The organism is Streptococcus caecimuris (assembly GCF_943193075.1).
GTDB lineage: Bacteria > Bacillota > Bacilli > Lactobacillales > Streptococcaceae > Streptococcus > Streptococcus caecimuris.
This window is the reverse complement of the sequence record NZ_CALPCT010000004.1, coordinates 87,544-102,023: the sequence shown is the minus strand read 5'-3', so window position 1 is coordinate 102,023 and position 14,480 is coordinate 87,544. Positions and strand designations below refer to the sequence as shown.

Genomic DNA, 14,480 nt, shown 5'->3' with positions numbered 1-14,480 from the left:
GTAAGGGGAATATCATGCAATTTAAGCGTTCAAAAGGAAACTTTCGTGAAACAGATCGTGTCGTACGCTTCAAATTAATTAAATCAGGAAAAAATTGGCTTCGGGCATCAACGGCTGCCCTAGGCCTCTTTCGCGTGGTGCGTGGGCAAGTGGAGGAGACCATCATTGCCAACGTGCAGCAAGATCAAATAGAAAATCAAAAGCATAACCAAGCCTTCTTAAAAGGTTTGATTACGGTAGGGACTGTTTTTGGTGGTGCTGTGCTTGCTACGACAGCTAAGGCGGAGGATGCAACATCACTTGCACCAACGGTTTCTGAGACAAAAGAGGAAACCTTGGCAGAAGTGGATAGTGTGGTCTTAGGAAATACCTCTACCCAGTCTTCAGAATCCAGCTCTGTTTCAGGATCAACTAGCCTTTCTACATCTGTGAGTGTATCTACTTCGATCAGTGAATCTACTTCTTTGTCCTTGAGCGAAGTTGGATCAACTGCATTATCAACGGCACTTAGTGAGTCTGCTCAAGCTCTAGAGTCAGAGGTAGTTGTTGAAGAGCCGACTAGTTTAGAAGAAGCCGTTGTTTTGGAACAAAATACCTCTGAAGCTGAATTGCTTCAAGAAATTGCAGGGAATTACGCATCTAAAATGACGGACACTGATCGCCGAGCAGTGGTCGAAGCTGTCATTAACAAAGTGCAGGCTGAAGTGGCTGCAAGCAATAACTTGATCCACACCAATGCCAGTGCGCAAGCTTATGCTGACCAGCGCGATCGTTTGGAGAAAGCTGTCGATGAGATGATGACGACCTTGACAGCTGCAGGTTTTGTGGGAAATACGAATATAGATGGGAAACCTGCGATCTCTGCTCAGTTGGCTCCTCTAGCTGAGGAAACATACTTGGCTGATGATGCATTGGATATGACCCCGAACCCAGAAGATCCCAATGGTGCGAGTGTAGAAGATCCTACACTTGACACACCAGGATATGCTAAGGATCCTCATCTAGATAAAGATCTCTTAAGATTTTCGCCTGAAGAGTTGAAAAATTTTTTAGGTGAACCCTACACCAATCGTTATACATTTGGTATTTGGGACTTTGTGAATAAACAAGGAGAGTCACTTGGTTACTATGCGACTATGTCGATTGATATCAGTGAGATAGATCCGGAAAAGCATAAGGCAATGGATGTTTATTTCCGCATTGTCCGAAAATCAGATGGGGCTGAAATTTTTTCACAAACTGTATCTCCAAAAGGATATGGCCAAGATATTCAATTACCAAAAGAAGTACTGATTGGTCAGGCTCCCTTTGGGAACAAGGTTTTTAATTCGGAACCTTCTACAGGTAATGGGACCTTTGGAATGCTGACGAATTTTATTCCGGAACAGGCTTTCTTATTCCGGAGTATTTATGATGTCATGACGCCTGAGAATCAAGGGCAATTGATTAGGACGTATCCTAGTATCAAAATTCCATCTATGATGGGACAACAATCGACCTTCTATAGAGAAGTGGACCCGAATGGTAGATGGTTTAATGGGCAATATGAACCAACGGGGAAAGAAAGATCCTTACTAGAGTATAGAATCTACGGATTGGAAGGCCAGCATTATACAGCTTCCAATCCACGCGAATTTCCTGGTTATGTACAGGTCCCAGCGCACACCGTGTTCCCGAATCGTAAAAGTGGGGTGTTCGATAATAGTAAGAATGGGAAATCAAGAATTGAACTATTAGGGGATGCGCGTGAGCATTTCATTAAAAGTGAAGTTGTCACCCTTAATCAAAATGGTGATTATTCTCTTCGCTACTATGTTTTAGATCCTTCTAAAATCCATGATGTTAGTAGTGGTGATGTAGGAAATGCTAAGGTAACCGATGTATATACACTTGTTTATGAAAAAGAATTTAAACAAGATAGTACGGATAACCTTTCAGATTTAGGTGGAACTCGTAAAGTTGAAAGTAAAAACAAGGATTATTTCCTGAATGTTACACCAAAACGAATAGATTACCAACATTTTGAGTTGGATATTACAGGTTGGTTCTCTAGTAAGGAGACAGTTACATACACTGATGAGAAAACAGGAATAGAATATACTGTTCCAAAACCATTCACGGAACTTCCAAAATCGGCCTACCTCGATAAAAATACGACCATGGTCGTTGGAGAAGATGCAACACCTCAAGGAGCAGATGGTTTTTCCAACTTCAAACAAACGATCAAAAAAATAGTAGATTCATACCCCTTAACGAGTGTGAATTATTACTATCGGAAGATGACACCGTCAGAATCTACTTCACAATCTCAAAACTTCTCGATTTCAACTTCAGAGTCACTAGTTTCAGAATCCATTTCATCTTCTCAATCTGTTTCGGTCAGTGAGTCCGTTTCCTTGTCACAAGCATCTAGCTCCGCCAGTCAATCAGATTCACAGGTTTCAACCTCGATTTCCTTGTCACAATCTGTCTCGACAAGTGAATCCAACTCGTTGGTTCAAGAATCGATCTCCACAAGTCAGTCCGAGTCGTTGATTCAAGAGTCCGTTTCAGCCAGCCAATCAGACTCGTTGGTTCAGGAATCTGTATCGGCAAGTCAATCAGAATCCTTGGTTCAGGAATCCGTATCAGCAAGTCAGTCAGATTCATTGGTACAAGCCTCCGTATCTGCCAGCCAGTCAGAATCCTTGGTACAAGCCTCCGTTTCAGCCAGTCAATCAGACTCGCTGGTTCAGGCATCTGTATCGTCTAGCCAATCAGAATCCTTGGTACAAGCGTCCGTTTCAGCCAGCCAATCGGAATCGCTGGTCCAAGAGTCGGTTTCTGCAAGTCAGTCAGAGTCATTGATTAAGGAGTCAGTATCAGCCAGCCAGTCAGATTCCTTGCTTCAGGAATCCGTTTCCGCCAGTCAGTCTGAGTCGTTGCTTCAGGAATCCGTATCAGCGAGTCAATCAGACTCGTTGGATCAAACGTCCGTTTCAGCTAGCCGGTCAGAGTCGTTAGTTCAAGCGTCGGTTTCTGCAAGTCAGTCAGAGTCATTGATTAAGGAGTCAGTATCTGCCAGTCAATCAAACTCCTTGGTTCAAGTCTCGGTTTCAGCCAGCCAGTCTGAGTCGTTGGTTCAGGCATCTGTATCGGCAAGTCAATCCGACTCGTTGGTTCAAGCCTCAGTTTCTGCCAGTCAGTCAGAGTCGTTGCTTCAGGAATCCGTTTCTGCCAGCCAGTCTGATTCCTTGGTTCAAGAATCAGTTTCTTCAAGCCAATCGGAGTCGCTGGTTCAAGAGTCGATTTCAGCGAGTCAATCAGAGTCATTGATTAAAGAATCTGTATCAGCGAGTCAATCCGACTCACAATCAAAAGCAGCATCAGCATCTAAGAGTGAGTCTGAAAAAGCCTCGAAATCTGTTTCGTTGAGTCAGTCGGTATCCTTATCTAATTTAGCATCTAGATCAATTTCTGTGTCTCAATCGCAGTCAACATCGGCGGTTGGATCGGAGGAAGTGGTTTCTCAACTGATTTCCTTGTCACAATCTATTTCGATGAGCAAAAAGCTGTCAGAATCCGTTTCAGCCAGCCAGTCTGAGTCGTTGATTCAAGCATCAGTTTCTGCCAGTCAGTCAGAGTCACTGGTTCAAGAATCAGTTTCTGCAAGTCAGTTAGACTCGTTGGTTCAAGAGTCAGTTTCTGCGAGCCAATCCGAGTCGTTGGTACAAAAATCAGTTTCCGCGAGTCAGTCAGAGTCGTTAGTACAAGAATCCGTTTCAGCAAGTCAATCTGAGTCCTTGGTTCAGGCATCTGTATCTGCGAGTCAATCAGACTCGATGGTTCAGGCATCTGTATCTGCAAGTCAATCAGACTCGATGGTTCAGGCATCTGTATCGGCAAGCCAATCCGAGTCTTTGGTTCAAGAATCTGTTTCAGCAAGTCAATCTGACTCGTTGGTACAAGCCTCGGTTTCGGCAAGTGAATCAAATTCATTGGTTCAAGAATCAGTTTCAGCTAGTCAATCAGACTCGCAGGTTCAGGCATCTGTATCTGCCAGTCAATCAGAGTCGTTGGTACAAGCATCCGTTTCAGTGAGTCAATCACAATCTACTTCTGATGTCGAATCTAAGTCTCAAAATACAGAATCTATGTCCTTTTCTCGTTCTGATTCAATGAGTCAGTCGGAATCGCAAGTATCGACTGATTTGCGATCAACATCATTGAGTCAATCGGACTCGTTAGTGCGAGAGTCTGTTTCAGCTAGTGAATCCGACTCGCAGGTTCAAGCCTCAGTTTCAGTGAGTCAGTCAGAATCACAAGTTCAAGCTTCGATCTCTGCAAGTCAATCCGAATCACAGGTTCGAGAATCAGTTTCTGCAAGCCAGTCTGAATTGTTGATTAAAGAATCTGTTTCTGTCAGTCAATCAGACTCGTTGGTACAAGCGTCCGTTTCTGCGAGCCAGTCGGAGTCGTTGGTACAAGCATCAGTCTCAGCCAGTCAATCAGAATCGCAATCAAAAGTAGCTTCTGAATCGGCATCTAAGAGTGAGTCTGAAAAAGCCTCGAAATCTGTTTGGTTGAGTCAGTCGGTATCCTTATCTAATTTAGCGTCTAGATCCATTTCTATGTCTCAATCGCAGTCAACATCGGCGGTTGGATCGGAAGAAGTGGTTTCTCAACTGATTTCCTTGTCGCAATCTATTTCGATGAGCAAAAAGCTGTCTGAATCTGTTTCAATGAGTCAATCCGAATCCTTGGTTCAGACCTCAGTATCTGCCAGTCAGTCAGACTCGCTGATTCAAGAATCCGTTTCAGCAAGTCAATCTGAATCCTTGGTACAAGCATCCGTTTCAGCTAGTCAATCAGACTCGTTAGTCCAAGCATCCGTTTCAGCAAGTGAATCAGAATCGTTGCTTCAGGAATCTGTATCGGCCAGCCAGTCAGAGTCGCTAGTTCAAGAGTCGATTTCAGCGAGTCAATCCGATTCGCTAGTTCAGGAATCTGTATCTGCCAGCCAGTCAGATTCGCTAGTTCAAGAGTCGATTTCATCGAGTCAATCAGACTTGTTAGTCCAAGCATCCGTTTTAGCAAGTGAATCAGACTCGTTGCTTCAGGAATCCGTTTCATCGAGTCAATCAGAGTCGTTGGTCCAAGAGTCGATCTCAACTAGTCGATCCGAATCTTTGGTTCAAACGTCGGTATCTGCCAGTCAATCAGAGTCGTTGATTAAGGAATCCTTATCGGCCAGCAGGTCCGTTTCTGCAAGCCAATCAGATTCATTAGTTCAAGCCTCTGTCTCCACAAGCCAATCTGCCTCAACTTCTCATGTTGTAGCTGCATCGCAGGTTTCAGAGTCTGGATCGTTCTCTCGATCAGTTTCTGAGAGTCTATCTGCTTCACAATGGACATCCTATTCAGAATCTCTAGCATCAACATCTGTTTCAAAATCAGACTCCTATAGCCAATCAACTTCGCTCCTTTCAGCAAGCGAATCGGCTTCAACGTCCATGCCAGTATCTGAATTTCCTTTGACGAGTGTTTCAGATTCTATAAGCGCATCATCAACAGAGAGTCAATCCTTATCGCAGGAAATTTCTGAATGGATCAGTGTGTCTTATGCGTCAAGTTTCTCTGCTGTGACAAGTTCTTCGGAGTCTGTCGTGTCTTCGTTTGGCACCTCTTACTCAGAATCTCCATCAGATGCAAGCTCACTAACTGCGACGCACTCTTCCGGACCTGCTCTTCCAGAGACAGGTGCCCATTCTTCATCTAATATTCTTGCTGCAGGAGCTTCCATTCTTCTGTCTGGATTAGCCCTTTTAGGAATTCGGAAAAAAGATGGCAAATAAAACCTTAAAAGACCGGAATGAGCCGGTCTTTTATTGATCTAGAATGTCTAAGAAGTTGGGAAATATGTTATAATGAATGAGGAAGTTTTCGTTGAAGGATATGAAAAAGGTTACTTTGTGAAAAGCTCTGTTTGCCCTCATATCTTCAGAAAATATGGGATTAAAAAAGAAGAGTCAGAGGAAAGAGATGAAAATCCATTTTACAAATTTATTTGGGCAATCTTCGAAAAGTGTTGCCCTGATGGCACAAAACGATATTATGAATGTCGTTCGTGAACTTGGGGTTAATGAATTAGGGATCTACTTTTATGATCATAGCAATGAACCAGCTAGCGAATTGAACTCGCGAATGGATGGGATTTTAGCGGGCGTTGCTTTTGGGGATATTGTCTTCGTTCAATCTCCTTCTTGGAATGGAATTGAGTGGGACCGCCGTTTGGTTGATAAGTTAAAACTCCTTCAAACCAAGCTGGTCATGTTTATCCATGATGTTCCACCACTCATGTTTGAGAGCAATTATTACCTAATGCCTAACTATATCGACATGTACAATCAGAGTGATCTGGTCGTTGTTCCGTCAGAGCAAATGTACCATCGTCTAGTATCAGAAGGGCTCACAGTGAAAAAATATGTGGTCCAAAAGTTGTGGGATTTGACCCACAGTTTGGATCTTTACACTCCGCATTTTGAGAAAAAACTGATCTTCTCAGGAAATCCTTCACGTTTCCCACATATCATCGATTGGAAATATGAGACACCCCTTCATGTCTATACCGAACCAGTTGAAGGAGTCGATTATTCTAAGATCCATATGGAAGGCTGGCGGACTAAGCAAGAGTTGCTTCTCGAGCTTTCCAAGGGTGGTTTTGGGCTTGTCTGGGGAAATTCTGAGAATCCTGAGGATGAGCGGGATTACTACAAAGAAAATATTTCCTACAAACTATCGACTTATCTATCTGCTGGTCTTCCAGTAGTAGTGCCAGACTATTTGTCAAATGCAGACTATATTCGAGAAAAAGGGCTCGGCTTTGTAGCCTCCAGTCTTGAAGAAGCCAATCGTTTGGTCCAAGACTGTACAGAAGAAGAGTATGCTCAAATGGTCCGAAAGGCTCAATATACTTCTTATTTGATCCGCAATGGCTATTTTACAAAGAAATTATTTGTCGATACCATCATGGCTTTAGGTGAATAATATCCAAGTAAACAAGATTCTTCAGATAAATATCTGAAGGATTTTTTGTTGAATACGGTACCAAATGGGGAAATTGAAATATTATCAAATATTAGTGACAAATGAGTTTGGAAAAGTCGCAAATTATGGTAAAATAAGTTGAGATAAAATGCTCTAAAGGCACATATTTTAAGGCTGTTTCCCTGGTGGAAGAGTCAAAATGAGTAAGAGAAAGTTTAAAAGAAATGTTAAAACGATCTGAAGTAGGAAAGAGATTTTGTTGGACGATATTTTTCGTCTTTATTTATGTTTTGGGAAGTAAAATTTCCCTGCCTTTTGTTGACTTATCAAAGGCCTTGAGACTCAATGAGGGAACGACAACAGGCTTGCAGCTCTCAAGCGCTGTGATGGGGGGGAATCTCCGCGGAATGTCGATCTTTTCGATCGGTCTATCCCCATGGATGTCTTCCATGATTTTGTGGCGGATGTTTACCGTTTCAAAACGCTTTAACCTTGAAAAAACCAGCACGGAGATAGTGGAGCGGCGAAAGATGTACGTGACCTTGGCGCTCGCCATCGTCCAGTCTTTGGCAGTGGCCATGTATCTCCCCTTGAAGACAGGGTTGAACCCCGGACTTGTCATTGCGGTCAATACCATGATTATGGTGGCCGGAGCCTTCTTTTTAGTTTGGCTCTCCGATCTAAATGCCGCTTTGGGGCTTGGAAGTTCTGTTGTGATCATGATGGCTGGGATGGTTATGTATCTGCCAGAAGACGTGATGCAGACCCTTTCAAATGTCAATAATATCCCAGAAATCGCTTATGTTCTGGGCGTGATTTTCATCTTGATTTTTGTCTATGTGGCAGTCTTGGTGGAATATTCCAAGTACCAGATTCCTGTCAATAAATTAGGGATCCACAACAACTTAAAAAGTTATACTTTTTTGGATATCAAGCTCAACCCGGCAGGAGGGATGCCCTTCATGTACGCCATGACCTTGGTGTCCATTCCTCAGTATGCCATGCTCTTGATCTTGTCAATGGATTCCAATGCCAAGTGGGCTGCTCGTTTAGCCAAACACTTGGTGATGGGAGATCCGATTTGGATCCTTCTTTACATTCTGATGATCGCCCTTCTCTCTTTTGCTTTCGCCTTTGTCAATGTGAATGGAGAAGAAATTGCAGATAAGATGATGAAGGCTTCCGAGTATATCGATCATGTCTATCCTGGAGCAGATACACGTCGCTATATCAATAAAATTGTGCTACGTTTGACGGTTTTTGGTACCCTGTATCTGATCCTTTTCACGGCGCTTCCTTTTTCTCTCTTGTTATGGGATAAAGATCTCTTGCGCTTGACCATGATTCCAGGAACCTTCCTCATGTTTGTCGGGATGATTTACAATATCCGAGAAGAAATTCGTGCCCTTCGTGTGAATCAACGTTATACAAGAATATTCTAGGAGTAACCATGTATTATTTTGTACCAGCCTGGTATGGAACGGACCGCATCTGGCAGCAAACAGCTACCCCTTGGTACTGGATGCGAGAGTCTATTGAATTTGACGATACCATTAATCAAGTTCGTATTTTTCAAGAAGCAGAAATGGATCGGATCTTATTGTTGCCTCAGTATAGTCCGCAACTGCGCTATTTTTTGCACCGCCAAGATTTGTTAGAGACAGATGTGCTCTCGATTTTTGATAAGATCCAACAGGTTCCGTCTGATTTGGCTATGCGCCCAGTTCAGCTTCAGGACATCGAATGGCCGAGTGAGACCACTTTTTCCTATACTCCCTTTTTGGTGATGGCATTTCGAAAGGGCCACCACCTAGCAAAAATTGATATGGGGGTGGATGGGAACCTTCTCTCTTTGACCCGTTATAAGAATGACGAGATCAGCTACATCGAGTACATAGATGATCGTGGCTTTATCTCTAGTAGAATCTACTACAATGAGGGGAAACCTTATTTCCAAGAGTATCTGAGTTTTGATGGGCAATGGGTTTTGAGAGAGATGTTGATCGAAGAGAACCACTCCGTCATGGTCAATGAAGCTTTCTCTCATGCCTTCAAAAAAGAAAGCTATGCCAATATGGGAGACGTTGTCGCTGAAAAAATGAAGGAGCAGCTAGCAACCTTGGTTCCAGGACGAGACCAGTTGGTTTTGGCAGCTCATCCAGCAAATTTGGCCTTTTTACAAGATACAGCAAGTAGCGTCAAAAAAGTCTTGTCTTTCTATGGGGATCGTCAGCCCTTGTCTGCCGAAAACTTTGCCCTCTATTTTGATATGATTGATGCCCAGCTCTTGATCACAGATAGTGAAAAAACCAAAGAAGCGATTGGAGTCTTTTCTCCTAGCTTGGCTCAAAAGACACACCGGATTACCTCTTTTGACTCTCGCCTCCGTTTGGGATCTAGTCAGGAACGCAAGGAATCAAAGATTTACTTTTATGTCAACGAAGCCGAGCTCCCGAGTAAGAGCCAGCTCAAGAAGGTTCTGGAAGTGTTGGCGCAACATCCATTATTCGAAGTTGTTTTTGCATTTTACAATGGATCACCGGAGCGTGTTAAGGAATTAGAAGGGCAACTCGAGGAATTGATCGCTAGCGAGCAGGACTTGCATCTGGTTCAATCACCAGCCCAAATGGAAGGACTTGGGGAAAACCAGATCGTCGATGAAGAGTCCCTACAAGACGCACCGGACTATCGTTTTGTAGTTAAGAATTTTTCAAATGAAAATGACATTATTCAAGAGTTGGAAAAAACACGCTTGATTGTAGATTTAAGCGAGGAACCCAACCTCTACACGCAAATCGCGGGTATCTCTGCTGGGATTCCACAGGTCAACCGCGTCCAGACAGAATATGTCGATCATTTGAAAAATGGCTATGTCTTATCAAAGGGAGACAAGGAATTAGAGAAGGCAATCACGCACTTTTTATTGGAATTGAAGCCTTGGAACGAAGCCTTGGTCTACTCGATCGAAAAAATTCAAGAATACACCGGTCAACGCTTGATCGAGAAATGGGAAGGATGGATGAAAGAACGTCATGGATAAAAAACTACAAATACCCCATATTCTCCAAATCGGCTCAAGTAGTTGGCAGGATCAGGTGGAGCTTCCTGCTGGACTAGGCTGGCACTTTTTTCAAGCTACCGCTCTTCCATCGCTCAAAGAATATATGGAAGAAGAGGAAATTTCCAAATTCAAAGCCTTGATTCTAGAAAAGCCAGAAGATTTATTAGCTTTAGGAGAAGACCTGGCTTATTTCCAGCCGTATACCGTTTTTTATGATCAAAGCCATGAACTAGAGGCGCCTTCTGAAGAATTGGCCCACCTCTTAAGGCTCAAGCAAGCAAGACCCTGGGATTTCTCAAATAAGCATCAATTTCTCTATGTCTTAGAGCGCTTTTTATACGACAATCAATATGGAGATGCCTTTACGGTTCGTGACCTGCGAGTGAGACCGGATTTTGCTGGCCAGCAAACGGTGCTGGGGCAACATTTTCTTCAGCTAGATGGATTATACGGTGAAGAGTTTACACCGATTGCTCAGTGGGTCTACAACTATGTGTACGATGCTAGCCGTCCCATCAATTTTTGGTTGGAATATGAAAAAGATCCAAGCTGTCAGCTGCAATTGCGGATTCAATTTTACCGCTTTGGTGCTCTGGGAGAGTGGGTCAAAGATGCAGTCTTTTCAGAAGAAGAGATGGCACAACCACTAGAATTGGACGGAGCAGAGCCTTATTACCTAGCCTTTTCGCTGGAAGCAAAAGGAGAGGGGACGCTTACGATCGGAGCCCTACATAAGCGCTTGTCACATGGTCCTTTAGGAGAGATGACCGTAGGAGCTAAGACGCTACGGGACCACAAACGCCAAGAAATTTTTGCTTATTTCCATCCTGGCGATCTGAAGCCACCTTTAAACATTTACTTTTCTGGGTATCGTCCGGCCGAAGGTTTTGAAGGGTTTGGGATGATGCGTGCGATGGGGAGTCCCTTTATTCTCTTTTCTGACCCAAGACTGGAAGGTGGATCCTTCTATATGGGCTCAGAAGAATTGGAAAGTCAAATCACTGCCTTTATTGATCAGCACTTGGACTTGCTCGGCTTTGAGCCCAAAGATATGAATTTCTCAGGCTTGTCCATGGGGACCTTTGGTGCTCTTTACTATGGTGCTCTTTATTCTCCTCATGCGATCTTGGTTGGAAAACCCATTGTTAACCTGGGGGATGTCGCTGCCAACCTGAAATTTAAACGTCCAGATGAGTTTGGAACGTCCTTGGATATGATGCAGTTGATCATCGGTCAAGTGTCGCAAGAAGGGATCGGTCAGCTGAATCAACGTTTCTGGGACCGGTTTGACCAGGCGGATTTCAAGGATACGATTTTAGCCCTTGCCTATATGAGGGATGATGACTACGACCAGCAGGCTTATCCAGATATTTTAGAGGCCTTGTATGAATTGCCGGTTCGTATTATCAGTACTAGCCGCGCCGGTCGACACAATGATGCGAGTGGTCCGATCATTGAGTGGTTTGTGACCCAGTACAAAGAAATCATGGAAAGAGACTTTGGAAGAAACCAATGATAAAAATAAAAGAAAATGAAAGCAGACGAATCTACTGGGGCGATACCGTTCTAGCAGATTATCTTTGGGGGTCGACCATTCAAGCGACTGACCAAGGAAGCGTTCAGTTTCAGAACCCCCTCATGCCATCTGGTCAAGTGCTGAAAACTTGGCATTCGCAGACAAATTTCGGCGCAACTCGTCAAATTCCGAGTCTGCCCCTGCTCAAAAGAGAGCAAGATTATGAACTGGTTATCACGATGGAAGCGACTCCGGCTCATACCGTTATGGTAGAAATCATCTTCAAAGATCGCTTTGGAGAGGTCGTTGGCCGTCGAGTAACCGCAGAAGGTCGCTTGCCGTTTACCTATCCAGATCAAGCATACGCCTATGAAGTACGCTTGCTCAGTGCAGGTTTGCAAGAGTTTACCTTCCACTATTTTACGATTCAACCAATATCGTCTGAGGGAGCAGAAGTTCTCGAATAGACGAACATCACTGCAAAAAAAGAGGATTACATTGGATTACGTTAAATTAAGAAACATCAAAAAAATCTTAAAAGAAGTCAATAGCTGGAAGGATGACATGGCCCGCTTGACGGATCGACAACTACAGGAGAAGACTGTGGAATTTCGGGAACGTCTAGCAGAGGGTGAGACCTTGGATGATCTCTTACCGGAAGCATTTGCAGTTGCGCGAGAAGCTGATAAACGGGTCTTGGGCATGTTTCCTTATGACGTGCAAGTCATGGGAGGGATTGTCCTCCACCAAGGCAATGTCGCTGAAATGAATACCGGTGAAGGGAAGACCTTGACGGCAACTATGCCGGTTTATCTCAATGCCATAGAGGGCAAAGGGGTCATGGTTATTACGACCAATACCTATCTGGCAACTCGGGATGCAGAAGAGATGGGACAGGTCTACCGCTTTTTGGGCTTGACTGTTGGAGTTCCCTTGAAACAATCTGAAGACGAAGAATTAGATCCAGATGTCAAACGCGAGATCTACCGCTCAGACGTCATTTATACGACCAATACCAGTCTAGGGTTTGACTATTTAACAGAGAACCTGACGGCTTCGGCAGATGGTCAGTTTTTGGCAGACTTCAATTACGCCATTGTCGATGAGATTGATTCGGTGCTTCTAGATAGTGCTCAGACTCCCTTGATTATTTCTGGTTCTCCTCGGGTTCAATCTAACCTATATGGGATTATTGATACCCTGATCCAAACCTTCAAAGAAGGGGAAGACTTCAAGTTTGATGAAGAAAAGAAACGGGTTTGGTTGACTCGAAAAGGAGCTCATGCAGCAGAAGTCTTTCTAGCCATTCCCAACCTCTATGATCCCCAATACCGTGACTTGGTCCGTCATATCAGCTTAGCCCTGCAGGCTAATAAAAACTTTATTAAGGATAAGGACTATGTCATCCATCCCAATGTTGAAGGGCAACCGGAGATTGTTTTACTAGACCAGGCGACGGGCCGATTGATGGAAATGACCCGTTTGCAGGGAGGACTCCACCAGGCGATTGAAGCCAAAGAGGGTCTCAAGCTCACCCAAGAAACACGGGCCATGGCTTCTATTACCTACCAAAACCTCTTTAAGATGTTTCGGAAGTTGGGAGGCATGACCGGGACTGGGAAGGTCGCTGAGGCAGAGTTTCTTGATACCTATGCTATGTCAGTGATCAAGATCCCAACCAATCGCAAGAAGATCCGCAAAGATTTGCCGGATGAAATCTATCAGACCTTGCCGGAGAAAATCGTGGCTTCCTTGGACTATGTGAAGAAGGTCCACGAAAAGGGCAATCCGATTCTGGTCTTTGCCGGATCCGTTGAGATGTCGATTCTTTATTCGAATCTTCTTTTGCGGGAAGGGATTCCACACAATCTTCTTAATGCCAACAATGCTCCTCGAGAGGCCCAGATCATTAAGGAATCAGGCCGAAAAGGAGCCGTGACGGTTGCGACCTCAATGGCCGGTCGGGGAACCGATATCAAGTTGGGACCAGGAGTCGCTGAGTTAGGTGGCTTGGTGGTTGTTGGGACTGAGCGGATGATGAACCAGCGGATTGACCTTCAAATTCGTGGACGTTCAGGTCGTCAAGGAGATCCCGGTTTGACCAAGTTCTTTGTCTCTTTAGAAGACGATTTGATGAAAAACTGGGGACCAGACTGGATCCAGGATACCTATCAAGACTATGATGTGGATGAGCGGATTGGTTCAGCCAAAGCTCTGACCAAGCGCAAGTATAGAAACTTGGTGGAACGGGCCCAAAATGCTAGTGAAAGTTCTGGTCAGGCCAGTCGTCGGATGACGCTAGAATTTGCGGAAAGCATGAACATTCAGCGTGCCATCGTCTACGAAGAGCGCGACCGCTTGATCAAACAAGAAGGACGTTTGGATGATATCGTTGAAAAAGTGCTTCGTTCCGTCTTTTCAAGCGTAGTCCATAAAAAAGAATACAAGGAACCGGTAGCTTTTTATCGCTATATGTTAGACAATGTTAGCTACCAAGTAGATCCGGAAAAGGCCCACCAAACCTTCCGTAGCAAGAAAACCAAAGAGAATTTCTTGTGGGAGATTGCTAAAAGTGAGTTAGAAGCTAAGTATGAGATCTTAGGCACCGATGAGGTGATCGCCCAATTCCAGCGCATGGCTATCCTAAAAGCTATCGATGAAAACTGGGTCGAGCAGGTAGACTATCTGCAACAATTGCGCATGGCGCTCTCTGGTCAGTACACCAGTCAGAAAAACCCTTTGGTAGAATTTTTCCAAGAAGCCTACCAATCCTTTGAACGAATGAAAGAGGCGGCCAAAGAACAAATGGTCCGCAATCTCTTACTGAGTCGAGTAGAAATCAATAAAAAAGGGGAAATTGTCTTGCATTTCCCATAA

General features: G+C 44.1%; 8 protein-coding genes. All 8 read left to right on the top strand.

Annotation, left to right across the window (positions count from 1 at the left end):
- Positions 1-14: 14 nt before the first annotated feature.
- The 8 genes from NFR56_RS02840 to secA2 all read left to right on the top strand — a co-directional run bounded on the left by NFR56_RS02840 (position 15) and on the right by secA2 (position 14,480).
- Complete coding sequence (locus tag NFR56_RS02840) at positions 15-5,834, top strand: accessory Sec-dependent serine-rich glycoprotein adhesin (RefSeq protein WP_251457543.1); 5,820 nt, start codon at positions 15-17, stop codon at positions 5,832-5,834.
- Positions 5,835-5,906: 72 nt separating this feature from the next.
- Positions 5,907-6,110 carry a hypothetical protein gene (locus NFR56_RS02835; protein WP_251457555.1) on the top strand — a complete coding sequence of 68 codons (204 nt, stop codon included), beginning with the start codon at positions 5,907-5,909 and terminating at the stop codon, positions 6,108-6,110.
- A complete protein-coding gene (locus NFR56_RS02830) occupies positions 6,022-7,026 on the top strand; it encodes a sugar transferase (protein WP_251457540.1) in 1,005 nt (334 codons plus the stop codon). The genes NFR56_RS02835 and NFR56_RS02830 overlap by 89 nt, the downstream gene beginning before the upstream one ends.
- 224 nt (positions 7,027-7,250) lie before the next feature.
- Positions 7,251-8,468 (top strand): accessory Sec system protein translocase subunit SecY2, encoded by a 1,218-nt coding sequence (gene secY2 / locus NFR56_RS02825; protein ID WP_045759956.1) that lies wholly within the window; start codon positions 7,251-7,253, stop codon positions 8,466-8,468.
- 8 nt (positions 8,469-8,476) lie between these two features.
- Positions 8,477-10,066, top strand: a complete 1,590-nt coding sequence (gene asp1 / locus NFR56_RS02820; RefSeq protein ID WP_251457537.1) for an accessory Sec system protein Asp1 — start codon at positions 8,477-8,479, stop codon at positions 10,064-10,066.
- On the top strand, positions 10,059-11,603 hold the full coding sequence (gene asp2, locus NFR56_RS02815) for an accessory Sec system protein Asp2 (protein WP_251457534.1): 1,545 nt from the start codon (positions 10,059-10,061) through the stop codon (positions 11,601-11,603). Before asp1 ends, asp2 begins: the two co-directional genes overlap by 8 nt.
- A complete protein-coding gene (gene asp3 / locus NFR56_RS02810; RefSeq protein ID WP_129824643.1) occupies positions 11,600-12,070 on the top strand; it encodes an accessory Sec system protein Asp3 in 471 nt (156 codons plus the stop codon). Before asp2 ends, asp3 begins: the two co-directional genes overlap by 4 nt.
- Positions 12,071-12,095: 25 nt before the next feature.
- Positions 12,096-14,480, top strand: a complete 2,385-nt coding sequence (gene secA2, locus NFR56_RS02805; protein ID WP_251457552.1) for an accessory Sec system translocase SecA2 — start codon at positions 12,096-12,098, stop codon at positions 14,478-14,480.